Source organism: Exiguobacterium sp. A1_3_1 (genome assembly GCF_048985645.1).
GTDB lineage: Bacteria > Bacillota > Bacilli > Exiguobacteriales > Exiguobacteriaceae > Exiguobacterium_A > Exiguobacterium_A indicum.
In genome coordinates, this window is record NZ_WBYY01000029.1 from 1 (window position 1) to 24,229 (window position 24,229).

Here is a 24,229-nt window from a genome sequence, read left to right on the forward strand (position 1 = left end):
GTGGGCTCGGAGATGTGTATAAGAGACAGACACCAGACTGAGCGTCAAGTACTGCTACCGCACCATCAAGTACGCGAAGTGAACGTTCAACCTCAACTGTGAAGTCTACGTGTCCAGGTGTATCGATGATGTTTACGCGGTTACCTTTCCATTGAGCAGTTGTTGCTGCCGATGTAATCGTGATCCCACGCTCTTGCTCTTGCTCCATCCAGTCCATTTGTGAAGCACCTTCGTGCGTTTCACCAATCTTGTGGATACGACCCGTGTAATACAGGATACGCTCAGTCGTTGTTGTTTTACCAGCATCGATGTGAGCCATGATCCCGATGTTACGAGTGTTCTTAAGGGAGAATTCTCTTGCCATCTTTAAACATTCTCCTTTCGCATTTTAGTTTAGTGGTCGTGTGTTGCCACACGTCATGACTATACCCGAAAGCCACCTCATAATTCCATTAAAAATGGCATGCATGAGGTGGTGATTTTCGGAATTACCAGCGGTAGTGAGCAAACGCTTTGTTCGCTTCCGCCATTTTGTGCATATCTTCGCGCTTCTTAACAGAAGCACCAGTGTTGTTTGCAGCGTCCATGATTTCGTTAGCAAGGCGCGCATCCATAGTTTTTTCGTTACGGAGACGTGAGTAGTTCACGAGGTAACGAAGTGCGAGTGTCGTACGACGCTCTGGGCGAACTTCGACAGGAACTTGATAGTTAGCTCCACCTACACGGCGTGCTTTAACTTCAAGAACTGGCATGATGTTGTTCATCGCTTCTTCAAAGACTTCCATTGCATCGCGACCTGAACGTTCAGCGATAGTTTCGAAAGCTTTGTATAAGATTTGTTGAGCAGTACCTTTTTTACCATCTAACATAAGACGGTTGATAAGGCGGGTAACGAGTTTAGAGTTGTAGATCGGATCAGCCATTACATCACGACGTTCTGCTTGACCTTTACGTGGCATTCCGAGTCCCTCCTTTCATATAGTGAGGTGATATCTTAAGATATCTAGATTATTTTTTAACTTTAGGACGTTTAGTACCGTATTTCGAACGACCTTGCATACGGCCGTCAACACCAGCTGTATCAAGCGCACCACGAACGATGTGGTAACGTACCCCTGGTAAGTCTTTTACGCGGCCGCCGCGGATAAGAACAACACTGTGCTCTTGAAGGTTGTGGCCGATACCTGGGATGTAAGCTGTTACTTCCATTGTGTTCGTCAAACGTACACGTGCGTATTTACGAAGAGCCGAGTTCGGTTTCTTCGGAGTCATTGTACCTACACGAGTACAAACACCACGTTTTTGTGGTGAGCTGATGTCAGTACGAGCTTTAATGAAGCTGTTGTACCCTTTGTTCAGCGCTGGCGAATCTGATTTCACAACTTTTGATTGACGTCCTTTACGGACTAATTGGTTGATAGTAGGCATCTTTGAGATCCTCCCTTCCTGAATTCATGACAAATTTCAAAACCACCGAGCCGGGTGGTTCATCGAAAGTCATAATGAAACGTTTTGCGTGGCTCAGGCATTCCATCGCCACACAAAACGCATTATCAAACTTTCTTAATGGCAACAGCGGTTGCTGCGACATCGATTCCACAAGCTTTTCCAAGCTCTTGCTTAGAAGGAACATTCACGACTGGAACGTTAGCTTGTTTCGCCGCATCGAGCAATGCTTGTTTTACGTGTTCATCTGCGTCATCCGCAATGATCACTTCCGACGCCTTGCCAGATCGCAATGCTTTGAGCGTTTGCTTTTGACCGACAAACTTCAAATCTGCGCCGACTACTTTTTTGTAAGACATGAAGATATCCTCCAAAATAACACAGCCGGTTGGCAACACTATATCATAGTAGCACCGCCATACCGGCGTGTCAAGGCGTTTTATTCTACCGGAGAATCGGCTTCTACAGGTGCTTCGCCAGCTACTTCGAGATCGATCTGACGGTAACGTGACATCCCAGTACCAGCTGGAACCAACTTACCAATAATGACGTTCTCTTTCAAGCCGCGAAGGTAGTCGCTCTTCCCTTTAATCGCTGCATCCGTAAGGACACGAGTCGTTTCTTGGAACGACGCAGCCGATAGGAATGAATCTGTTTCAAGTGACGCTTTCGTGATACCGAGAAGAACTGGTTTCGCCGAAGCGAGAGCTTTCCCGTTACGGAGCGCTTCTTTACAAGCTTCCTTGAACGTGCTGATATCGACGAGCGAACCTGGTAAGAGTGAAGTCTCACCAGACTCGATGACACGTACGCGACGGATCATTTGGCGAACCATGACCTCGACGTGTTTGTCACCGATCTCAACCCCTTGCATCCGGTATACTTTTTGAACTTCTTGGAGCAAGTAGTTCTGAACGCCGGATACACCTTTAACGTTCAAGAGTTCTTTCGGATCGATCGAACCTTCCGTGAAGACTTGACCGGCTTTGACCTCGTCCCCGAGCTGAACACGTAGACGCGAACCGAATGGGATCGTGTATGTGCGTGTTTCGCTGAGTCCTTGGACCGTCAATTCACGTTTGTCACGCGATTCCGTGAAGTCGATGACTTGACCATCGATTTCCGAGATGACCGCTTGACCTTTCGGGTTACGCGCTTCGAACAACTCTTGGATACGCGGAAGACCTTGTGTGATATCGTCCCCGGCAACCCCACCTGTGTGGAAGGTACGCATCGTAAGCTGCGTTCCTGGCTCACCGATTGATTGTGCCGCGATGATACCGACAGCTTCGCCGACTTCGACGTCGTTGCCTGTTGCCAAGTTGCGTCCGTAACATTTCTTACAGACACCATGGCTTGTGTTACATGTGAAGGCAGTACGGATCTCAACGTTGTCGACACCAGCGTCCGTGATGGCACGCGCGAGGTCTTCATCGATGAGTTCGTTCGTTGAAACGAGGACTTCTCCTGTTTCAGGGTGAACGACGTTTTCGAATGCAGTACGGCCGACAAGGCGGTCGTAGAGGCTTTCAATCTCTTCCGTTCCTTCACGGAGTGCTGTGACGCGGATACCACGATCCGTTCCACAATCATCTTCACGGATGATGACGTCTTGAGCAACGTCAACGAGACGACGAGTCAGGTAACCTGAGTCAGCCGTTTTCAAGGCTGTATCGGCAAGACCTTTACGTGCACCGTGTGTCGAGATGAAGTATTCCTGTACCGTTAGACCCTCACGGAACGATGATTTGATCGGGAGCTCGATGATCCGTCCACTTGGAGCGGCCATGAGTCCACGCATACCAGCGAGCTGCGTGAAGTTCGACGCGTTACCACGGGCACCGGAGTCACTCATCATGAAGATCGGGTTGAGACGGTTGAGGGATTTCATCAGACGAGACTGAATTTCATCCTTCGCATCATTCCACGATTTAACGACGCGCTCATAGCGCTCGTCTTCTGTGATGAGACCACGACGGTACGATTTCATGACGCGGTCGACATTGTCCTGCGCTTCAACAAGAATCTCTTGTTTGTCCGGAAGAACGATGATGTCCGCGATCCCTACCGTGATACCGGCACGAGTCGAGTGTTTGAATCCGAGGTTTTTCATGCGGTCGAGCATGCGGCTTGTTTCTGTCGTCTCAAACCGTTTGAAGACTTCCGCGATGACATTTCCAAGGAATCCTTTTTTGAACGGGTCGATGATCGGACGGTTCTTCAGTTCTGCCGCGACATCTGTTCCTTTTTCAAGGAAGTACTTGTCTGGCGTCGCTTCTTGAAGGTTCGTCATCGTTGGTTCGTTCAAGTAAGGGAACGTCGTTGGGAGGATCTCGTTGAAGATCAACTTACCGACTGTTGTAATCAATAATTTCTCGTTTTGCTCTTCCGTGAATGTCGGGTTCTTGAGAACTCCGGCTGGAATCGCAACACGTGTATGGAAGTGCGCATAACCGTTTTGGTAAGCGATGAGCGCTTCGTTCACTGTCGAGAAGATTTTACCTTCGCCGATCGCGTTTTCGCGCTCGAGCGTGAGGTAGTAGTTACCGAGGACCATATCCTGCGATGGTGTAACAACAGGTTTACCGTCTTTCGGGTTCAAGATGTTTTGTGCAGCGAGCATGAGAAGACGTGCTTCTGCTTGTGCTTCTGCCGAAAGTGGTACGTGAACCGCCATTTGGTCACCATCGAAATCGGCGTTGTATGCCGTACATACGAGTGGGTGAAGGCGAATCGCGCGTCCTTCGACGAGCGTTGGTTCGAACGCCTGGATACCGAGACGGTGAAGTGTCGGTGCACGGTTCAAGAGAACCGGATGCTCACGGATGACTTCTTCGAGGACATCCCAGATTTCAGGTTGAACGCGCTCGATTTTCCGTTTCGCACTCTTGATGTTCGGTGCGATGCCACGAGAGACGAGTTCTTTCATGACGAACGGTTTGAAGAGTTCAAGGGCCATTTCTTTTGGAAGACCACATTGATACATCTTCAGGTTTGGACCAACGACGATAACCGAACGACCAGAGTAGTCGACACGTTTACCGAGCAAGTTTTGACGGAAACGTCCTTGTTTCCCTTTCAACATGTGTGAAAGTGATTTAAGTGGACGGTTACCTGGTCCAGTGACTGGACGACCGCGACGACCGTTATCGATCAAAGCATCAACTGCTTCTTGAAGCATCCGTTTTTCATTCTGAACGATGATGTTCGGAGCGCCAAGGTCAAGAAGACGCTTGAGACGGTTGTTACGGTTGATGACGCGGCGGTACAAGTCGTTCAAGTCAGACGTTGCGAAACGTCCGCCATCGAGTTGAACCATCGGACGAAGTTCCGGTGGGATGACTGGAAGTACTTCAAGCACCATCCATTCTGGATTGTTGCCTGAGTTACGGAACGCATCGAGGACTTCAAGGCGTTTGATCGCACGCGTACGACGTTGTCCTTGAATCATACGAAGCTCTTCACGTAATGCAGCGACTTCTTTATCGAGTTCTACGTCACGGAGCAATTTACGAACTGCTTCCGCACCCATTTCAGCAGTGAACGAACGACCGAACTTCTCACGATATGCACGGTATTCTTTCTCTGAAAGGAGTTGTTTCTTCTCAAGTGTCGATTCGCCTGGATCTGTGACGACGTACGACGCGAAGTAGATGATCTCTTCTAACGCACGCGGTGACATGTCGAGGACGAGTCCCATACGGCTAGGAATTCCTTTGAAGTACCAGATGTGCGAAACCGGTGCTGCGAGCTCGATGTGACCCATGCGCTCACGACGGACTTTCGACTTCGTGACTTCAACGCCACAGCGGTCACAAATGATTCCTTTATAGCGGATCCGTTTGTATTTACCACAGTAACATTCCCAGTCTTTTGTTGGACCAAAGATACGTTCACAGAACAAACCGTCTTTCTCCGGTTTGAGTGTACGATAGTTGATCGTCTCCGGCTTTTTCACTTCCCCGAAAGACCATGAACGGATCTTTTCGGGGGAAGCGAGGCCGATTTGCATATATTCAAATCTATTAACATCTACCAAGGGGTGGACCTCCCTTTCGCTTATTCCTCTTCAGTAACAACTGGTGCGACAGGCGCTTGAACTTCTTCGAGTGCTGGAGTCGCGTTCGGGATATTGTCCTCGTCTTCGTCGCGCATTTCGATTTCTTCATCATCAGCAGACATCATCTTGACGTCCATACCAAGGGATTGAAGCTCTTTAATGAGGACTCGGAACGATTCCGGTACGCCCGGTTGTGGTACATTCTCACCTTTAACGATTGCTTCGTACGCTTTAACACGACCGATCGTGTCATCCGACTTGATTGTAAGGATCTCTTGGAGCGTGTAGGCTGCGCCGTATGCTTCAAGTGCCCATACTTCCATCTCACCGAAACGCTGACCACCGAACTGGGCTTTACCACCGAGCGGTTGTTGTGTGACGAGTGAGTATGGTCCTGTCGAACGTGCGTGAAGTTTATCATCGACCATGTGAGCAAGTTTAATCATATACATGACACCGACAGAGATGCGGTTGTCGAACGCTTCACCCGAACGACCATCATAAAGGACAGTCTTCGCGTCGCGATCCATACCTGCTTCTTCAATCGTTGCCCAAACATCTTCCTCACGCGCACCATCGAATACCGGTGATGCGACTTTGATGCCGAGTTGACGTGCTGCCATCCCGAGGTGAAGCTCGAGCAACTGCCCGATGTTCATCCGTGATGGAACCCCAAGTGGGTTCAACATGATGTCAATTGGCGTACCGTCTGGCATGTACGGCATGTCTTCTTCTGGAAGGATACGCGAGATAACACCTTTGTTACCGTGACGACCCGCCATTTTGTCACCCTCGTGAATCTTACGCTTCTGAACGATATAAGCACGGATCAACTGGTTGACACCAGGTGAGAGCTCGTCCCCATTATCGCGATCGAAGATTTTGACGTCGAGGATGATTCCATCACCACCGTGTGGTACACGGAGAGATGTATCACGGACTTCACGTGCTTTTTCACCGAAGATTGCATGAAGAAGACGTTCTTCCGCTGTCAATTCCGTTACACCCTTCGGCGTAACTTTACCGACGAGGATATCGCCGTCCTTGACTTCCGCACCGACGCGGATGATTCCGCGATCGTCGAGGTTTTTCAAGGCATCATCACCGACGTTCGGAATATCACGTGTGATTTCTTCCGGTCCGAGTTTCGTATCACGCGACTCACATTCGTATTCTTCGATGTGGATCGATGTGTAGACGTCATCTTTGACAAGACGCTCACTCATGATGACAGCATCCTCATAGTTGTAACCATCCCATGTCATGAAACCGACGAGTACGTTGCGACCAAGCGCAAGTTCCCCACCGTCCATCGATGGACCATCTGCAAGGATCTCGCCTTTATCGACTGGGTCGCCTGCTTTGATGATTGGTTTTTGGTTATAACACGTTCCTTGGTTAGAACGGATGAATTTTTGAATCTTGTAACGGTCGAGTTCACCTTCAACGATGTTGCCATCGACTTCCGTCGTACGACGGACAAGGATTTCACGCGCCGTGACACGCTCAGCGATCCCTGCGTGCTTCGCAACGACAGCGGCTCCTGAGTCTTTCGCAGACACGTACTCCATTCCTGTACCGACAATCGGAGATTCCGGGTTCAGAAGTGGGACGGCCTGACGTTGCATGTTCGCTCCCATGAGGGCACGGTTCGAGTCATCGTTCTCAAGGAACGGGATACAAGCCGTTGCGGCAGATACAACCTGCTTCGGCGAAACGTCCATGTAATCGACACGTGCTGGTTCGACAGACAAGTTTTGTCCACGGAAACGTGAAAGGACGTGTGAATCTTGGAACGTCTTCTCTTCCGTCAACAACATGTTTGCCTGTGCGACGACGTAGAGATCCTCTTCGTCAGCAGTCATGTAGTGGATTTCATCCGTGACGACGCCCGTTTCTGGATCGACACGACGATATGGCGCTTCGATGAAGCCGTACTCATTGACCTTCGCGTATGAAGACAACGAGTTGATCAAACCGATGTTTGGTCCCTCTGGCGTTTCGATCGGACACATACGGGAATAGTGCGAGTAGTGTACGTCACGAACTTCGAAACCAGCGCGCTCACGTGTCAAACCACCAGGTCCGAGTGCTGAAAGACGACGTTTGTGCGTCAATTCCGCAAGCGGGTTCGTTTGATCCATGAACTGAGACAACTGCGAGCTACCGAAGAACTCTTTAATCGATGCGATAACTGGACGAATGTTGATCAATGCCTGTGGCGTGATCGCATTCTGATCCTGAATCGACATCCGTTCCTTAACGACACGTTCCATCCGTGAGAGACCGATCCGGAATTGGTTCTGGAGCAGCTCACCGACTGAACGAAGACGACGGTTACCAAGGTGGTCGATATCGTCTGTCGTACCGACTTCATGCAACAAGTTGAAGAAGTAGTTGATGGCAGCAATCATGTCAGCAGGCGTGATGTGCTTGATGTCACGATCGATGTTACCGTTACCGATGATATTGATGATGCGTTCACCTTCAGCATCGTCCGGTGCGAACACCTTGATTGACTGTAAGTTGAAAGCCTCACCCTGCGTCACGCCGCCTGTAGGCGTCGCTTCGATGTAACCAACGGATCCTTCAAGGAATGGAAGGACTTTATCGAGCATACGACGATCAAGGACCGTTCCTGCTTCCGCGATGACTTCACCTGTCTCAGGATCAACAAGCGTTTCCGCAAGTTTTTGACCGAAGAGACGGTTCTTAAGATGAAGCTTTTTATTGATTTTATAACGACCAACGTTTGCCAAATCATAACGTTTCGGGTCAAAGAAGCGCGACACGAGCAACGCTTTTGCGTTTTCGACTGTCGGCGGCTCTCCCGGACGTAGACGCTCATAAATCTCGATGAGGGCTTTTTCCGTTGATTCCGTATTATCTTTTTCAAGTGAATTCCGGAGGTACTCATCATCACCGAGAAGATCGATGATTTCCTGATCCGTACCGAAACCAAGAGCACGTAAAAGAACCGTTACTGGAATCTTACGCGTGCGATCAATGCGAACATAAACGATGTCTTTCGCGTCTGTCTCGAGCTCGAGCCATGCACCACGGTTTGGGATGACTGTCGCGGAGAATCCACGCTTACCGTTCTTATCTAACTTATTGTTGTAATAAACACTTGGCGAACGAACAAGCTGCGAAACGATTACGCGCTCCGCTCCATTGATGATGAATGTTCCCGACTCCGTCATAAGCGGGAAGTCACCCATGAAGACTTCTTGTTCTTTCAATTCACCCGTCTCTTTATTTTGAAGACGGACTTTAACGCGTAGTGGTGCCGAATAGGTCACGTCGCGCTCTTTCGATTCATCGATCGAATACTTCGGCTCTCCGAGCGAGTAGTCGATGAATTCTAATACGAGATTCCCTGTGAAATCGGAAATCGGCGAAATGTCATGAAACATCTCACGAAGACCTTCCCGCAGGAACCACTCATACGAATTCGTTTGAATCTCGATTAAGTTTGGAAGTTCCAATACTTCGCTGATACGTGCATAGCTTCTTCTCTGACGGTGACGACCGTACTGAACAAGTTGACCAGTCAACTGATTCACCTCTCAGACCCACTTCTTCTTATAGAGAAGGACGGGTGTAATATCGAACATTGAAGCCATTTTTTGATTGATAAGCGCAAAAAAGCGACGTCTTGTCTACTCAATCATCTGTAGTCGAGAACGCCAGCTGCTTTCAAACATCTTATCCAAAAATCACTCCAATGGCATTTTATAATACTATCATAGACACAACATGCGGTCAACGACAAATCCTTCGATTTGTCAAGACCGAATTGATTTAAATATTGAGTACCCTTTATCGCGGGTAACTGTCTCACACATACCGAATACGTCTTCCATCAATTTCTTCGCTGATGGTCCACCTTGTTTCTTTTGAATGACGACCCAAAGCTCGCCGCCGACGACAAGGTGATCATATGCTTCCCGGAGAATACGATGAACGACCGTTTTTCCTGCCCGAATCGGTGGATTCGTCACGATCGCTGCGAATGTCGATTCGCCTACCCCATCATACCCGTCACTCACACCGGTCGTCACGGAAACACCGTTCGCGCGCGCATTGTCTGCCGCTAGTTCGAGCGCCCGTTCATTGACATCGATCAAGTGTGCCGGACGACCCGTCGACTTCGAAAGTGCGATGCCCATCGGTCCGTATCCGCAACCGACATCCAAGATGTCTCCCGCTACAGCCGGTTCCGTGAATGCCTCGATCAACAGACGGGAACCAAAATCGATTCCGTTCTTCGAAAAGACACCATGGTCCGATGTAAAGCGGAGCGTCTGACCACGCAGAACATATTCCCACGTCTTCGGATCTCGTTTCGATGAAGGGTCATTCGTATAATAATGATCCGCCATGTTTCCTTCCCCTCTCATGTAAAAGATGAAAACAAAAGAAGCTCGCAATGCGAGCTTCTTTTGTTTCTACGGAAGAAGAAAATTACTTAACTTCTACAGTAGCGCCAGCTTCTTCAAGCTTAGCTTTCATTGCTTCAGCGTCTTCTTTCGAAACGCCTTCTTTAACTGGTGCTGGAGTTCCGTCTACGAGAGCTTTCGCTTCTTTAAGACCGAGACCAGTCAATTCGCGAACTGCTTTGATGACGTTGATTTTACCAGATCCAGCGTTAGTAAGGATAACGTCGAATTCAGTTTGCTCTTCAGCTGCTGCGCCTGCGCCAGCACCTGCAACTGCTACTGGAGCTGCTGCTGATACGCCGAATTCTTCTTCGATTGTTTTTACGAGTTCGTTAAGTTCAAGAACAGTCATGCCCTTGAGGTCTTCGATAAATTGCTCTTTGTTGAAAGCCATTATGGTTTTCCTCCTTTGATTTAGCCCACGTTGGGGTGTGAAAATTGTGTTGGTTGCCTATCCCGCTAAGCAGAAATTAAGCAGATTGTTCTTCTTTTTGCTCTGCGATTGCGTTCGTTGCCACCGCGAGTCCACGGATTGGCGCTTGAAGCACGCTGAGGAGCATCGAAAGGAGACCTTCGCGTGATGGAAGTTCCGCAAGGGCTTTGACATCTTCTACTGAAGTGACTTTGCCTTCGATGATACCACCTTTAAGTTCGAGAGCCTTGTGCGTTTTAGCGAAGTCGTTCAAGATCTTAGCTGGCGCGATAACGTCTTCATTGCTGAAGGCGATCGCACTAGGACCTGTGAAGACTTCATCAAGACCTTCGAGGTTGCTTTGAACTGCCGCGCGGCGGAGGAGACCGTTTTTGTAAACTTTGAATTCAACGCCCGCTTCGCGGAGTTGTTTACGAAGTTCAGTGACTTCTTCTACTGTGAGACCACGGTAGTCGACGACAACTGTTCCTGCGCTCGCTTGGAGTTTCTCAGCGATCTCAGATACGAGATCCGCTTTGACAGCGATAACTTTTTCGTTTGCCATTTCTGTTGCACCTCCTGGTAGATGAAATGTACCGGTGCGAGGGGCTGCTCGATTTCAAATAAAAAGCCTCCGTCTGCAGAGCAGAGGAGGCGTAATCGTCAAAAAGGATACCTGAACAAACAGGCTCTCTGAGCAAGAACACCTCGGAAGGATTTATGCCCATGTGAGCACCTTCTGTCTACGGTATGTCGAAATATATCAACGTTTTATACTGTAACAGCGTTCTTAGAACGTTGTCAAGTTCGTTTTAGACGAAATTATTTCGCGAAGTCAGCTGAAGATACTTTTACACCAGGACCCATTGTAGAAGCGATCGCGATGTTCTTAAGGTATACACCTTTAGCAGTAGCAGGCTTAACTTTTACGAGAGTTTCGATAACTGTGTTGATGTTCTCAACGAGTTTCTCGTTATCGAATGATTTTTTACCGACAGGAACGTGGATGTTACCTGATTTGTCGACACGGTACTCAACTTTACCAGCTTTGATATCGTTGATTGCTTTTGTGACGTCAAATGTAACTGTACCTGTTTTCGGGTTTGGCATGAGGCCTTTTGGTCCGAGAACGCGACCAAGTTTACCAACTTCACCCATCATGTCTGGTGTCGCGACGATAACGTCGAAGTCGAACCATCCTTGTTGGATTTTGTTGATGTACTCAGCATCACCAGCGTAATCTGCTCCAGCAGCTTCCGCTTCTTTTAATTTCTCACCTTTCGCGAAGACGAGAACTTTTTGTGTTTTACCAGTACCGTGTGGCAATACGACTGCTCCACGGATTTGTTGGTCTGCTTTCTTCGGGTCTACTCCGAGACGAACAGCCAATTCGATAGTCTCATCGAATTTCGCAGTTGCAGATTTTTTAGTCAAATCTACAGCTTCTGCGAGTTCGTATGAAACCGTACGATCGATAAGCTTAGCAGCTTCTTTGTACTTCTTACCCATTTTAGGTTCCTCCTTTGTGGTTGTGCGGAAAATCCTCCCACATAATGAAAGGGTAGCAGGCTTCAAGAAACTATCCGCCTGCGACCCTCATCGTTGTTCATGGTAATCAAAAAGACATTAGTCTTCGATTACGATACCCATAGAACGTGCAGTACCTTCAACCATCAACATTGCTGTTTCAACAGATGATGCGTTAAGGTCTGGCATTTTTGTTTCAGCGATTTCACGAACTTTGTCACGTTTGACAGTCGCTACTTTCTTACGGTTCGGTTCACCTGAACCACTCTCGATTCCAGCTGCTTTCTTCAAGAGAACTGCTGCTGGAGGAGTTTTAGTGATGAATGTGAATGAACGATCTTCAAAAACCGTGATGACTACAGGGATAATCAAGCCGGCTTGGTCTTGTGTACGAGCGTTGAACTCTTTACAGAAGCCCATGATGTTCACACCTGCTTGACCGAGTGCCGGTCCAACTGGTGGAGCTGGGTTTGCTTTGCCCGCAGGAATTTGAAGTTTTACGAGTTTCATAACCTTCTTCGCCACGAGACACACCTCCTTAATTCTTTAATGTGGTTTAATTGGACGTTGCGCGTCCTCCCACTCATTCTATTCGACGAGTTATTTATCGAAATAAGCACAACATCAAACACGAAAAATTGTATCATTAAAACAAAACATTCGCAATAGGAAACTTAATCGATTTTATCGACCTGTGCGAAATCAAGCTCGACCTTCGTTTCGCGACCGAACATATCAACAGAGACTTTCATTTTCTCAGCATCTGTATCAAGCTCCTCGATCGTACCTTCGAGATTTTCAAAAGCTCCTTCTTTGATTCGGACGATTTGTCCGAGTGAGAAGTCGTAACGGCTCTTCAGATCGACGAGACCCATTGATCCAAGGATGTTTTCCGCTTCTTCCGGAAGGAGTGGTGTCGGTTTTGAACCGCCGCCGACTGATCCGAGGAAGCCCGTGACGTTCGGAGTATTCCGGACGACATACCAAGAATCATCCGTCATGACCATCTCGACGAGGACATACCCCGGGAAGATCTTGACTTCACGTTCCTTGATTTTCGTTTCTCCCTTTTTGTTCGTTACTTCTTCTTGTACTGTTTCAATCGGAACGAGTACACGGAAGATTTTTTCGTCCATGTTCATGGATTCAATCCGACGTTCAAGGTTCGCCTTGACGTTGTTTTCGAATCCGGAATACGTTTGGACGACAAACCATTGTTTCTCCATGGTAGGCCACCTCTTCTTTTTACTTAATCAACCAGCTCATCAATGCGCTAAGCCCTGAATCGACGCCGAAGATGAAGACACCCATGAAGATCACCATACCGATGACCGTCAATGTGTATTTCGTCAGCTCTTTCCGTTTTGGCCAGCTCGTCTTTTTCAATTCATTCCATACGTCACGCAAAAATTTCATCGTACTTTCCCTCCAGGATGTAATAAATCGGGACAGATGAAGCCTTATTTCGCTTCTTTATGAATCGTATGCGCGTTACAACGACGGCAGAATTTCTTAAATTCCAAGCGGACAGTGACGTCCTCTTTTTTCATCGTCGTATAGTCGCGGGCACCGCAATTATCACAAGCAAGGCCTACTTTCTTCGCCATCTCAAAGCCCTCCTTCTTTGCCACTCTTCTCTTCTGTTGTGTTACTTTCCTTCCCAAAAAAGAGCGTAAAAAAAAACGCCTATGAGCGGCGTCTCGCTAGTAAGGCGCTAGTTATACAGTAGCATAGGAAGGGATTACGGTCAATCTACCTCTCTGTTAGACCGTCATCTTTCGTGCTTCGAGGTAACGTTCAAGCTTCCGCTTGACGCGTTGCAAGGCATTATCGATCGATTTGACATGACGATCAAGGTCGTCGGAGATTTCCTGATACGTCCGTCCGTCAAGATAGAGCGCGAGGACTTTTCGTTCGAGATCACTCAGAATCTCCTCCATCTTTGATTCGATGTCTGCGTATTCTTCCCGGTTGACGATCAAGATTTGTGGATCAGAAGGTGCTGTCGACGTGATGATATCCAGTAACGTCCGCTCTGATTCATCGTCATAGATCGGTTTATCGAGCGAGATGTACGAGTTTAATGGGATATGTTTCTGACGTGTTGCTGTCTTAATCGCAGTGATCATCTGTCGCGTGATGCATAATTCGGCAAATCCTTTAAACGAGGCGAGCTTATCCGTTCGGTAATCTCGTACCGCTTTATAGAGACCAATCATTCCTTCTTGAATGATATCTTCTCGGTCTGCCCCAATCAAAAAATAAGAACGGGCTTTGGCGCGTACGAAATTTCGATACCGCTCGATCAAAAATTCGAGCGCATCGCTGTTATCGAACTCTTTCGCTTGTTCTACAAGCGCTTCATCGGTCATGCACTCAAACTGGTCGAACGAAACCAAACTCATCCTGTATCCCTCCAAGCATCATTGACGAATAGTTCAATTGTTTTTAATTATACAATAATTACCTGTCGCACGACAATGAAAATTGGCATGACCTCTTTTGTTGTATCCAAAATGTATCTTTTCTATAAAAAACCACCGTTCTTCCGAATAAAGGAGAACGGTGGATCGCTCATGCGAATGGTTCATATCATGTATCTGAATTCTTTCGGCGACGAATCGCTTCGAGACGTGCGAGGACGTCTTCCGGTAAATCAATCTTCGAGCGCGGTTGAGCCGCTGTCTTCGCGGACGTCGTCTGTTGTTTGATGACGGCAACTGCCGCTTTCCATTCACGCCGGAGTTCCTGCGCCGATATACGGAGTGCGCCAAGCGTGAAGATGACCCACTGCTCCGTGTAATCATTCGTCGCTACTGTTAGCTTGACCCGAATATCCTGTAACCAATCAGCAGCTGTCTTTTCAATCCATTCATCTGCCGTTTCGTTCTCCCGTGTATAGACGATCTCGATTCCACTTTTTTGCATCCGAGACTCACGACCCGGTTGCAGATAGGCATCAAAGACGATCGTAACGCTGATCCCTGTGACGGCTTGGTACTCCGCCATCGCATGAATCAACCGTTCCCGTGCTAATTCAAAGTCTTGCTCCCGCAACGTCCTAAATTCTGGCCATGCGCCAATGATATTGTAGCCATCTACGATGAGACGATCATATTTCATCGCGCATACGGCTTTCTAGTCCGGTAGACTTCATATAATAATAGCGAAGCCGCCACCGATGCGTTGAGCGACGTGACATGTCCTGCCATCGGGAGGTGGACGAGGAAGTCACATTTCTCACGGACGAGCCGGCTCATTCCTTTTCCTTCACTTCCAATGACGATTCCGAGCGGCATCGTCCCATCGAGTGTCCGGTAGTCGTCACTTTCACGTGCATCCGTTCCCACGAACCAGATGCCTTGTTTCTTTAGATCCTCCATCGTCCGAGCGAGGTTCGTCACGCGAACGACCGGGATATGTTCAATCGCGCCTGTTGATGCTTTCGCAACGACTTGCGTCAACCCGACTGAGCGACGCTTCGGAATGATGATTCCGTGTGCTCCGACAGCATCTGCTGTCCGCAAGATTGATCCGAGGTTATGTGGATCTTCGAGCTCATCAAGCATGATCAAGAGTGGTGTTTCATCCTTTTGACGTGCAAGCTCGAAGATGTCTTCCATCTCGGCGTACTCATACGCAGCAACCGCTGCGACGACACCTTGGTGATTTTCCGTTCCAGCTAAACCGGTTAACCGCGAACGCGGGACGAGCTGGATTTGAATGCCCGCTTCCTGCGCCATCGCATGGATGACGGCAAGCGGTCCTTTTTGTTGTCCTTCCTGCAAGAACAGCTTGTTCATCTCTCGTCCACTCCGCAATGCCTCTAGGACCGGATTACGACCTGACAAGAAATCTTGTCCTTCTTCGAGTGGTTCGATCACGACGGGCTGTTCCTTGACTGGAGCGGCTTTTCGTTTCTCTTGTACTGGGCGCTGTGCCTTCGTTTTCGGCTTCGCACCGGTAGCCTTAGGATTCGTCTGTTTTTTCGGCTTCGAGTAGTTCGAACGCTTGTCCGATGAGTTCTTCAAGGCGATCCCCTCCTTCTGAAAGATAAATATAACCGAGCAATGCTTCAAATGCTGTCGCGTAGCGATACGTGTGGACGTCCGTGCTCTTCGGGACAGAACCGGATTTCGCGTTCTTTCCGCGCCGAACGACCGCTGCTTCTTCTTCCGTCAGCGCATCCGTGTTCAACCAGTGCGTCACGACCGTCGCTTGTGCTTGAGCCCGAACGTACCGGACAGCTGCTTTATGCAACTCGCCCGGCTTCACATAACCTTGTTCGAGCAATCGCTCCCGCACACGAATCTCATAGACGACATCGCCCATGTACGCTAACGCGAGTGCATTCAGTTGTTTGTAGTTCTTCATCCGCGCTTCCACCGCATCCCTTGCGCTGTGTCTTCCAGCAAGATGCCTTGATCACGCAGCTGATCGCGGATTGCGTCCGCTCGTGCGAAGTCACGATTTTGACGGGCTGTGTTCCGCTCTTCGATCAACTGTTCGACTTCTTCATCGAGTAAGCCTTTGTCGACTGTCAACGTGACACCGAGGACATCTGATAATTCCGAGAAGAGTGCGAGGAACTGTTCGAGCACCTGTTTCGACACATGTGCTTCTCCAAGGTACAAGTTGGCTTCTTTCGAGAGATCGAATAAATCCGTCACAGCGTTCGCTGTATTAAAATCATCATCCATCGATGTGATGAAATGTTCCTTGATCGCCGCTAGACGATTCAACCACTTCTCGTCACCTGTTCCGAGATCAGCCGTCATGTCAAGGCGGTGTTCGATGTTTGCGACCGATTCCCGAATCCGTGCGAGACCATTCGCTGCTTGATCGATCAGTTCACGACTGTAGTTGATCGGGTGACGATACTGAACCGATAACATGAAGAAACGTAACACCATCGGATCAACCGCTTGGATCGCTTCATGGACCGTCAAGAAGTTACCGAGCGACTTCGACATCTTCTCGTTTTCGATGTTCAAGAACCCGTTATGCATCCAGTAGTTCGCGAATTTCTGTGAGTTGCATGCTTCAGACTGGGCGATCTCATTCTCATGATGCGGGAATTTCAAGTCTTGTCCACCAGCATGAATGTCGATCGTCTCCCCGAGATATTTCTTCGCCATCGCCGAGCACTCGATGTGCCAGCCTGGTCGCCCTTCGCCCCATGGACTTGTCCATGCCGGCTCTCCTGGTTTTGCTGCTTTCCAGAGCACGAAATCAAGCGGATCTTCTTTTTTCTCTCCGACTTCGATTCGTGCGCCTGCGCGCAATTCATTGATCGACTGTTGGCTCAATTGACCATAATCCTTGAAACTACGCGTCCGGAAGTAGACATCCCCGCTTGATGCGTAGGCATTGCCTTTTTCGACGAGGACTTCGATGAAGGCGATGATATCGTCCATCGTTTCCGTGACGAGTGGATGGATATCCGCTTTTTGGACATTCAAGGCGCCCGTATCCGCGTGATACGCCTCGATGAAACGTTTCGTCAACGCATGATAGTCTTCTCCGAGTTCGTTCGCTGTCCGGATGATCTTATCATCGACGTCCGTGAAGTTCGAGACATATTTAACTTCGTATCCGCGGTATGTGAAGTAGCGACGGACCGTATCGAAAACGATGGCTGGACGCGCGTTCCCGATATGAATGTAGTTGTAAACCGTCGGGCCACAGACATACATCTTGACCTTTCCTTCTTCTAATGGTTTAAATGGTTCCTTTTTTCCGGTCATGCTGTTGTACAGTTGAATCATGACGTCGCCCTCCTTTAATCCGTTCAATTTCTTGTTTTAATACTTCTAGTTCCATTTCAATCCGCTCTTGGCATTCGCTGACCGGATCCGGGAAACGATGATCAAGTGGTGCTTCGACCTTCATGCCGTCTTGAATGACGACACGTCCCGGAATGCCTACGACAGTCGCATTGGAAGGAACGTGTTTTAAGACGACGGAACTAGCACCGATTTTTGAGTATGCCCCAATCGTGATATCACCAAGGACACGGGCACCGGCAGAGACAAGTACGCCGTCTTCAATCGTCGGATGACGCTTTCCTGTTTCTTTCCCCGTTCCGCCGAGTGTCACGCCTTGAAACAACGTGACATCATCCCCAATGATCGTCGTCTCACCAATGACGACACCCATCCCGTGGTCAATAAAGAATCGGCGTCCAATCGTCGCTCCTGGATGAATCTCGATGCCTGTCAAAAAGCGACTGAACTGCGAAATTAATCGACCGAGTAAGCGAAACTTTGCGTTCCAGAGTCGATGGGCCAGGCGATGCATCCAAATCGCATGTAAGCCCGGGTATGTCAAAATGACTTCTAACGTGCTGCGGGCAGCTGGATCTTGCTCAAACACATTGCGGATATCTTCTCGTATCCGTGTCATATACGTTCTCCTCTCCATAAGAAAAAGCGCCTCTATGCATTGCTGCACAGAGACGCTAACGAAGCGCGGTCCCACTCTGTTTGGACGATTGACTCGTCCCTCTCGACGTCCGTTAACGCCGGAGATACGTCTGCGCCTACTCTCACGGATTTCGGGCAGCACTCAGAGGGGCATTTCATGATTCGCTTCTTCAAGCCCTCGCACCATTCGAGCTTGTCTCTGGAGAAGAAGACGCATCGTTACTTTCCTCGTCTACGCTTTCGTTATTCTGCTTCAAGCCGTGCAAGCACACGGTCTTTTCCTAGTAATTGAATCGTGTTCGGGAGTTCTGGACCATGCGTCTGTCCTGTCGTCGCGACACGAATTGGCATGAATAAATTCTTTCCTTTTTGACCAGTCGCTTTTTGCGTCGCTTTGATCGATGCTTTAATTGCTTCTGGTGTCCACTCTTCGAGAGCGCGTAACTGGTTCGCGAATTCTGCAAGTACAGTCGGAACCGTCTCGCCACTCAAGACAGTGTTTGCCTCTTCATCATACACCACTTCGTCCTCAAAGAACATCTCTGAAAGCTTGACGATTTCCGCGCCATGCGTCATCTGTTCGCGGTATAACGCAACGAGATCACGTGCCCAAGCGAGCTCTTCTTCTGAAGGTGACGCTTCGACGCGACCTGCTTCTTGTAAGAACGGAAGACTGGCTTCGAATACTTCTTCGAACGATTGATGTTTCATGTACTGGCTGTTGATCCAAGCCAATTTGTTTTGGTCAAAGACAGCTGGACTCTTCGACAGACGATCCGCGTCAAAGATTTCGATGAACTCTTCTTTCGTGAAGATTTCTTGTTCACCGACTGGTGACCAACCGAGAAGCGTGATGAAGTTGAGCAATGCTTCCGGGAGATAACCGAGCTCTTTATACTGCTCGATATACTGAATGATCGAGTGATCACGCTTCGAAAGTTTCTTGTGTGATTCGTTGACGATCAATGTCATGTGACCGAACGTCGGGTATTCCCAACCGAACGCATCATAGATCATCATCTGTTTCGGTGTGTTCGAAATATGATCATCCCCACGAAGAACATGGCTGATCGCCATTAAATGATCGTCGATGACGACGGCAAAGTTGTACGTCGGAATGCCATCTTTTTTGACGATGACCCAGTCACCGAAGTCTTTTGATTCGAATGAGACGTCGTCTTTAACGATATCATTCCATGTATACGTGACATCTTCCGGTACACGAATCCGAATCGACGGCGTGCGACCTTCTGCGCGGAACGCTTCTTCTTGTTCTGCTGTCAGGTTACGGTGCGCTCCTGAATAACGTGGTGCTTCTCCGCGTGCGATTTGTGCTTCGCGTTCTGCTTCGAGCTCTTCCGATGTCATGTAGCAACGGTAAGCAAGTCCTTTTTCAAGTAACTCGTCCGTGTACTTTTGGTAGATATCGAGACGCTCCATTTGTGAATAAGGACCGTACTCACCACCGCGACCTGGACCTTCGTCCCAATCGACACCGAGCCACTCGAGGTTCTTCATTTGACTCTCGACACCGCCTGCGATGTTCCGCTTTTGGTCCGTATCCTCGATTCGTAATACCATCTTACCGCCTAAGTGGCGCGCAAACAGATAGTTAAATAATGCAGTCCGGGCATTCCCGATATGCAAGTGTCCTGTTGGACTTGGGGCATAACGTACTCGTACTTCTGCCATTGCCAATCACTCCTTCGACTAAAATTCGCTTATCTAGTATACCTTATTCTTCGATTCGTTTCAGTAGAATCACTGCTTGACAAGCGATTCCCTCTTCTCGTCCCGTAAAACCTAACCATTCCGTCGTCGTTGCCTTGACATTGATCTGTTCAATGTCCGCTTCGAGCAATTCCGCGATCCGCGCACGCATCGTGTCGATGTACGGACGGAGCTTTGGTGCCTGTGCGATGACTGTCGCATCTAGGTTGCCAAGCTCATACCCTTGTTGTTTAACGAGCGCGTAGACATGCTGCAGCAATTTTGCTGAATCGGCATCCTTGAATTCCGGATCCGTATCCGGAAAATGTTTTCCGATATCTCCTGCTGCGATTGCACCAAGTGCCGCGTCGGCAATCGTATGTAACAAGACGTCTGCATCCGAGTGACCGAGCAATCCTTTCGTGTGCGGAATCTCGATGCCGCCTAAAATCAATTTCCGATCCTCTGCAAAGGCATGTACATCAAAACCTTGTCCAATTCGAATCATCGTCATTTCCCTCGTTTCATTAGAATCGCTTCACCGAACCACAGATCGTCCGGTGTCGTCATCTTGATATTTTCGTAGTGACCGTGGACGATCGTTACTTTTCCTCCGTCCCATTCTATCAAACTTGCATCATCGGTTCCTAGGTATTTCGTTGCCGCTTTTTCGTGAACCGTACGAATCGTCGCAAGATCAAACGCTTGTGGTGTCTGGGCTGCCATCAGGTGTTCCCGCGGGACGGTCTCGCTGATGTGATTCGCTTCAATCCGTTTGACCGTGTCTTTAATCGGCACGGCAAGAATCGCCGCTTTGTCTAGGACTGCCGCTTGGACGACCGCATGAATCGCTGCTTGTGAAATGAACGGTCGGGCACCATCATGGATCAGAACGATCCCTTCGCCTTCTAACGCCTCAAGACCACGGAGAACACTTTCCTGACGTTCGGCACCACCCGCGACAAGTCTAATCGATGTCTTATAAGACGCGATAATACTTGTAAACCATTCTTGTTCTAGTGGATTGATCGCAAGGACGATTTCCGTACATGCCGGATCTGCCTCGAAGACATCCAGTGTCCAAGCGATGATTGGACGGTCTCTTAGTTCAAGCATCAATTTATTACGATCTGCGCCCATCCGCTTACCGGCACCGGCAGCGGGGATGACGACGCGATATGTGGCTGTAGACATCCCATTCCCTCTTTTCTCTCTCACTGATCATCGTGATCCATTCCATCACACCGAAAACGGACTCGATCATGAAATCGAATCCGTTACGGGGTCTATCCGAATGCCTCTCGATGTCTCTCTAGGCATAGTGTCTCATTTTTCTTGTGGTTTCGCAAAAATCATTCGTCCAGCTGATGTCTGCAAGACACTTGTGACGACAACGCCAATCGTTTTCGAAATCAGATGTTTTCCGCCTTCGACGACGACCATCGTCCCATCTTCGAGATAGGCAATGCCCTGTTTTTGTTCTTTTCCTTCCTTGATGACAAGAACGGTCATCTCTTCTCCTGGAATGACGACTTGTTTGACGGCATTCGCCAGGTCATTGATGTTAAGAACAGGAACATGTCGGACTTCACAGACTTTATTCAAGTTATAGTCGTTCGTGACGACGATCCCTTTGACGAGTTCCGCGAGTTTGATCAGCTTAATATCGACTTCCGGTACATCCTCGAAATCGCCATCATAAATTTCGACTTCGACTCCAGGAATCTCTTGTAACTCTTTTAAGACATCGAGTCCACGACGTCCACGGTTTCGTTTCAACGTATCTGAAGAATCGGCGATGTACTGCAACTCACCGATGACGAATTGCGGGACGATCAGTTTTCCTTCGACGAAACCGGTCTTCGTGATATCCGTAATTCGTCCGTCGATGATGACGCTCGTATCGAGTACCTTGCTGTTTGATTTAACTGGGACGACGACTTCTGGCGTCGCCTTTTTCTCACTTTGGTTACTACGTAAGAAGATTTTCGTCAATTCATGACGTTTACGATACCCGACCGTAAAGCCAAGATATCCGAATAACGCGGTCACGAAGATCGTTAAGACGTTACTGAGGACAGGAATACCTACCAAATCAATCAATGTACTGACGAGGAAGGCAAGTACCAACCCAATCAACAAACCAAATGTTCCAAAAAAGAGATCTGCTACTGGGGCTTTGACGAGTCGTTCTTCTAAAAATCGGAGAAGTCGAATTACCGAATCCGTAATGAATAATCCAATTAATAAGAATATGAGTGCACCAATCGTTCCAGTTACGTATTCGCTCATCAACCATGCAGGGAATGTCGTATTCGTTGCCGTCTCAATTAATTGGAAGAACTGAGGAAGCAACAAGATCCCGAGGGCAAGTCCGAGTAATGCAAAAAATACCCGAATGACGATTTTCAATCTTCTCACCTCCTTTGCTTATTTTAAGTTCATTGTAACATGTACTGATTTGAACTACCTACGCCGGAAGGAGGGGAAACTGTTTACATATCCATTACAGTTCCCCCATTTTTTGCGTCATTCCAGCTTAAAACGGAATGGTTTCACGTAATGCTTCGTCCACACTCTCGACACCGACGACCGTAATCCCGTCCGGATACGTCCAACCCCCTAAGTTGTTTTTCGGAATGATTGCCCGTGTGAAACCGAGTTTGGCTGCTTCTGCTACACGTTGTTCAATCCGCGATACACGACGAACCTCACCTGTCAATCCGACTTCACCAATCACGACATCCGTCGGACGCGTCGGCTTGTCACGGAAACTGGAAGCAATCGCAACACAAACCGCCAAGTCAATCGCGGGTTCATCCAGCTTCACACCCCCGGCTGCCTTAAGGTACGCATCTTGTGTCTGAAGGAGAAGACCCGATCGTTTCTCAAGGACCGCCATCAATAAGGCAACCTTGTTCTGATCGATTCCGGTCGCCATCCGTCTAGGATTCCCGAATGACGTCGGTGAAATCAGTGCTTGCAGTTCGACGAGGACCGTCCGTGTCCCTTCCATCGAAGCAACAATCGTTGAACCGGATACACCGGACGTCCGCTCCTCGAGGAAAATTTCTGACGGATTCAAGACCTCTTCAAGACCAGACTCCCGCATCTCAAAAATTCCGATCTCATTCGTTGAACCAAATCGGTTTTTGACGGCACGCAGAATCCGGAACGTATGGTGACGTTCGCCTTCGAAATACAAGACAGCATCCACCATGTGCTCCAGTAAACGTGGTCCAGCAATCGAACCCTGTTTCGTGACGTGACCGACGATGAAGATCGCAATACCGCGACTCTTCGCAATTTTCATCAGCATCGCCGTACATTCACGTACCTGTGTCACGCTCCCGGGTGCAGACTGGATTTCATCGATGTAGACGGTTTGAATCGAGTCGATGATTAAAAAACGTGGCTGTTCTTCATCGACGACACGTTCAATCATGTTCATATCCGTCTCACTCAGGACGAACAAATCCTGTGTCGGTAAGCCAAGCCGTTCCGCGCGTAATTTCGTTTGTTTGAGCGATTCTTCTCCTGAGATGTAGAGCACTTTTTCGCCACGTTGTGCAAGACGTGCGCTCGTCTGCAGTAAGATCGTCGACTTCCCGATCCCCGGATCTCCTCCAACAAGCACCATCGAACCTGGAACGATACCGCCTCCGAGGACACGGTCGAATTCACCACTTCCGGTAAAGACGCGACTCTCTTCTTGCGAGACGATGTTCGCGAGGCGCTCTGGCTTCAATTGTTTTGTTGTCGTATGAACGAAAGCGGCACCGCGCCGCCCTTTTTTCTCTTCGACGACTTCTTCGACCATCGTGTTCCATTCTCCGCATCCAGAACAACGTCCCATCCATTTCGGTGATTCGGTCCCACAGCTTTGACAAACGAATTTTGTTTTTAACTTAGCCAATCGATTCATCCTTTCTGTTTCAAAAAAAGAACCAGCTTCGCTCAGAAAGTGCGAAAGCTGGCCCTGTGCTCAGTGCTTATTCCGTTGCGGCAGAACTCACGTGATTCCGGCGAACGATGAATTCGTTCTCTTCGACATCAAGCGCAACACGTTCTCCTTTTTGGATATCGCCTGCGAGCAATGCTTCTGACAACCGGTCTTCCGCTTCCCGTTGAAGGGCACGACGGATTGGACGTGCACCGTACTCTGGATCGTATCCGATATCGGCAATCTTCGAGAGGGCAGCTGGTG

The 24,229-nt window shown here is 48.7% G+C and carries 26 protein-coding genes and 2 other annotated features; all 26 genes read right to left on the reverse strand.

Annotated features, from left to right (window positions below):
* Positions 1-364: GTP-binding protein (locus F8N00_RS04900; protein WP_421017868.1), on the reverse strand; the 364-nt coding region annotated here is incomplete at its 3' end.
* Between the two features lie 124 nt (positions 365-488).
* Entirely contained in the window at positions 489-959 is a 471-nt protein-coding gene (gene rpsG / locus F8N00_RS04905; protein WP_023466623.1) for a 30S ribosomal protein S7, read from the reverse strand.
* A gap of 49 nt (positions 960-1,008) precedes the next feature.
* Complete coding sequence (gene rpsL / locus F8N00_RS04910) at positions 1,009-1,428, reverse strand: 30S ribosomal protein S12 (RefSeq protein WP_023466621.1); 420 nt, start codon at positions 1,426-1,428, stop codon at positions 1,009-1,011.
* 125 nt (positions 1,429-1,553) lie between these two features.
* Complete coding sequence (locus F8N00_RS04915) at positions 1,554-1,805, reverse strand: ribosomal L7Ae/L30e/S12e/Gadd45 family protein (RefSeq protein WP_023466620.1); 252 nt, start codon at positions 1,803-1,805, stop codon at positions 1,554-1,556.
* An 80-nt stretch (positions 1,806-1,885) separates the two neighbouring features.
* Positions 1,886-5,485: a DNA-directed RNA polymerase subunit beta' gene (rpoC, locus tag F8N00_RS04920; protein ID WP_023466618.1), complete on the reverse strand. Its 3,600-nt coding sequence runs from the start codon at positions 5,483-5,485 to the stop codon at positions 1,886-1,888.
* A gap of 20 nt (positions 5,486-5,505) precedes the next feature.
* A complete protein-coding gene (rpoB, locus tag F8N00_RS04925) occupies positions 5,506-9,063 on the reverse strand; it encodes a DNA-directed RNA polymerase subunit beta (RefSeq protein WP_035399374.1) in 3,558 nt (1,185 codons plus the stop codon).
* Positions 9,064-9,294: 231 nt separating this feature from the next.
* On the reverse strand, positions 9,295-9,891 hold the full coding sequence (locus tag F8N00_RS04930; RefSeq protein WP_023466614.1) for a class I SAM-dependent methyltransferase: 597 nt from the start codon (positions 9,889-9,891) through the stop codon (positions 9,295-9,297).
* Between the two features lie 82 nt (positions 9,892-9,973).
* The gene (gene rplL / locus F8N00_RS04935; RefSeq protein ID WP_023466613.1) at positions 9,974-10,342 is read right to left on the reverse strand and encodes a 50S ribosomal protein L7/L12; all 369 of its coding nucleotides are present in this window, start codon (positions 10,340-10,342) and stop codon (positions 9,974-9,976) included.
* Positions 10,343-10,418: 76 nt separating this feature from the next.
* Complete coding sequence (gene rplJ / locus F8N00_RS04940) at positions 10,419-10,925, reverse strand: 50S ribosomal protein L10 (protein WP_023466611.1); 507 nt, start codon at positions 10,923-10,925, stop codon at positions 10,419-10,421.
* A gap of 50 nt (positions 10,926-10,975) precedes the next feature.
* Positions 10,976-11,127, reverse strand: a sequence feature (ribosomal protein L10 leader region).
* A 55-nt stretch (positions 11,128-11,182) separates the two neighbouring features.
* Positions 11,183-11,869, reverse strand: a complete 687-nt coding sequence (rplA, locus tag F8N00_RS04945; RefSeq protein WP_023466610.1) for a 50S ribosomal protein L1 — start codon at positions 11,867-11,869, stop codon at positions 11,183-11,185.
* A gap of 117 nt (positions 11,870-11,986) precedes the next feature.
* Positions 11,987-12,412: a 50S ribosomal protein L11 gene (rplK, locus tag F8N00_RS04950; protein WP_023466609.1), complete on the reverse strand. Its 426-nt coding sequence runs from the start codon at positions 12,410-12,412 to the stop codon at positions 11,987-11,989.
* 149 nt (positions 12,413-12,561) lie between these two features.
* Positions 12,562-13,113, reverse strand: a complete 552-nt coding sequence (gene nusG / locus F8N00_RS04955) for a transcription termination/antitermination protein NusG (protein WP_023466607.1) — start codon at positions 13,111-13,113, stop codon at positions 12,562-12,564.
* Positions 13,114-13,132: 19 nt separating this feature from the next.
* Positions 13,133-13,303, reverse strand: a complete 171-nt coding sequence (gene secE / locus F8N00_RS04960; protein ID WP_023466605.1) for a preprotein translocase subunit SecE — start codon at positions 13,301-13,303, stop codon at positions 13,133-13,135.
* 44 nt (positions 13,304-13,347) lie between these two features.
* The gene (gene rpmG, locus F8N00_RS04965; protein WP_058713996.1) at positions 13,348-13,494 is read right to left on the reverse strand and encodes a 50S ribosomal protein L33; all 147 of its coding nucleotides are present in this window, start codon (positions 13,492-13,494) and stop codon (positions 13,348-13,350) included.
* Positions 13,495-13,650: 156 nt separating this feature from the next.
* Positions 13,651-14,292: an RNA polymerase sporulation sigma factor SigH gene (gene sigH, locus F8N00_RS04970; RefSeq protein WP_023469884.1), complete on the reverse strand. Its 642-nt coding sequence runs from the start codon at positions 14,290-14,292 to the stop codon at positions 13,651-13,653.
* Between the two features lie 187 nt (positions 14,293-14,479).
* Entirely contained in the window at positions 14,480-15,010 is a 531-nt protein-coding gene (locus F8N00_RS04975) for an NYN domain-containing protein (RefSeq protein WP_035399363.1), read from the reverse strand.
* Entirely contained in the window at positions 15,007-15,771 is a 765-nt protein-coding gene (gene rlmB / locus F8N00_RS04980; protein WP_035399377.1) for a 23S rRNA (guanosine(2251)-2'-O)-methyltransferase RlmB, read from the reverse strand. Before rlmB ends, F8N00_RS04975 begins: the two co-directional genes overlap by 4 nt.
* Positions 15,772-15,856: 85 nt before the next feature.
* Positions 15,857-16,261, reverse strand: a complete 405-nt coding sequence (locus F8N00_RS04985; RefSeq protein WP_023466600.1) for a Mini-ribonuclease 3 — start codon at positions 16,259-16,261, stop codon at positions 15,857-15,859.
* Positions 16,258-17,655, reverse strand: a complete 1,398-nt coding sequence (gene cysS, locus F8N00_RS04990) for a cysteine--tRNA ligase (RefSeq protein ID WP_421017869.1) — start codon at positions 17,653-17,655, stop codon at positions 16,258-16,260. The genes F8N00_RS04985 and cysS overlap by 4 nt, the downstream gene beginning before the upstream one ends.
* Positions 17,609-18,328, reverse strand: coding sequence for a serine O-acetyltransferase (cysE, locus tag F8N00_RS04995; protein WP_276327341.1), 720 nt, complete (start codon positions 18,326-18,328; stop codon positions 17,609-17,611). Before cysE ends, cysS begins: the two co-directional genes overlap by 47 nt.
* A 9-nt stretch (positions 18,329-18,337) precedes the next feature.
* Positions 18,338-18,556: a binding site (T-box leader), on the reverse strand.
* Positions 18,556-20,004, reverse strand: a complete 1,449-nt coding sequence (gene gltX, locus F8N00_RS05000) for a glutamate--tRNA ligase (protein WP_023466595.1) — start codon at positions 20,002-20,004, stop codon at positions 18,556-18,558. (Overlaps the previous feature by 1 nt.)
* Before the next feature lie 43 nt (positions 20,005-20,047).
* A complete protein-coding gene (gene ispF, locus F8N00_RS05005) occupies positions 20,048-20,530 on the reverse strand; it encodes a 2-C-methyl-D-erythritol 2,4-cyclodiphosphate synthase (RefSeq protein ID WP_029343079.1) in 483 nt (160 codons plus the stop codon).
* 2 nt (positions 20,531-20,532) lie between these two features.
* Positions 20,533-21,216, reverse strand: coding sequence for a 2-C-methyl-D-erythritol 4-phosphate cytidylyltransferase (ispD, locus tag F8N00_RS05010; RefSeq protein ID WP_023466592.1), 684 nt, complete (start codon positions 21,214-21,216; stop codon positions 20,533-20,535).
* A gap of 132 nt (positions 21,217-21,348) precedes the next feature.
* Positions 21,349-22,434, reverse strand: a complete 1,086-nt coding sequence (locus F8N00_RS05015; protein WP_023466590.1) for a PIN/TRAM domain-containing protein — start codon at positions 22,432-22,434, stop codon at positions 21,349-21,351.
* Positions 22,435-22,561: 127 nt separating this feature from the next.
* Positions 22,562-23,938: a DNA repair protein RadA gene (radA, locus tag F8N00_RS05020; RefSeq protein WP_029343076.1), complete on the reverse strand. Its 1,377-nt coding sequence runs from the start codon at positions 23,936-23,938 to the stop codon at positions 22,562-22,564.
* 76 nt (positions 23,939-24,014) lie between these two features.
* A partial coding sequence (locus F8N00_RS05025; protein ID WP_421017870.1) for a hypothetical protein occupies positions 24,015-24,229 on the reverse strand: 215 nt, incomplete at its 5' end.

Coding starts and splice junctions, on each gene's coding strand:
- rpsG (WP_023466623.1), bottom strand. CDS start 959: ATGCCACGTAAAGGTCAAGCAGAACGTCGTGATGTAATGGCTGATCCG.
- rpsL (WP_023466621.1), bottom strand. CDS start 1,428: ATGCCTACTATCAACCAATTAGTCCGTAAAGGACGTCAATCAAAAGTT.
- F8N00_RS04915 (WP_023466620.1), bottom strand. CDS start 1,805: ATGTCTTACAAAAAAGTAGTCGGCGCAGATTTGAAGTTTGTCGGTCAA.
- F8N00_RS04930 (WP_023466614.1), bottom strand. CDS start 9,891: ATGGCGGATCATTATTATACGAATGACCCTTCATCGAAACGAGATCCG.
- rplL (WP_023466613.1), bottom strand. CDS start 10,342: ATGGCTTTCAACAAAGAGCAATTTATCGAAGACCTCAAGGGCATGACT.
- rplJ (WP_023466611.1), bottom strand. CDS start 10,925: ATGGCAAACGAAAAAGTTATCGCTGTCAAAGCGGATCTCGTATCTGAG.
- rplA (WP_023466610.1), bottom strand. CDS start 11,869: ATGGGTAAGAAGTACAAAGAAGCTGCTAAGCTTATCGATCGTACGGTT.
- nusG (WP_023466607.1), bottom strand. CDS start 13,113: ATGGAGAAACAATGGTTTGTCGTCCAAACGTATTCCGGATTCGAAAAC.
- secE (WP_023466605.1), bottom strand. CDS start 13,303: ATGAAATTTTTGCGTGACGTATGGAATGAATTGAAAAAGACGAGCTGG.
- rpmG (WP_058713996.1), bottom strand. CDS start 13,494: ATGGCGAAGAAAGTAGGCCTTGCTTGTGATAATTGCGGTGCCCGCGAC.
- sigH (WP_023469884.1), bottom strand. CDS start 14,292: ATGAGTTTGGTTTCGTTCGACCAGTTTGAGTGCATGACCGATGAAGCG.
- F8N00_RS04975 (WP_035399363.1), bottom strand. CDS start 15,010: ATGAAATATGATCGTCTCATCGTAGATGGCTACAATATCATTGGCGCA.
- F8N00_RS04985 (WP_023466600.1), bottom strand. CDS start 16,261: ATGAAGAACTACAAACAACTGAATGCACTCGCGTTAGCGTACATGGGC.
- cysS (WP_421017869.1), bottom strand. CDS start 17,655: ATGATTCAACTGTACAACAGCATGACCGGAAAAAAGGAACCATTTAAA.
- gltX (WP_023466595.1), bottom strand. CDS start 20,004: ATGGCAGAAGTACGAGTACGTTATGCCCCAAGTCCAACAGGACACTTG.
- ispF (WP_029343079.1), bottom strand. CDS start 20,530: ATGATTCGAATTGGACAAGGTTTTGATGTACATGCCTTTGCAGAGGAT.
- ispD (WP_023466592.1), bottom strand. CDS start 21,216: ATGTCTACAGCCACATATCGCGTCGTCATCCCCGCTGCCGGTGCCGGT.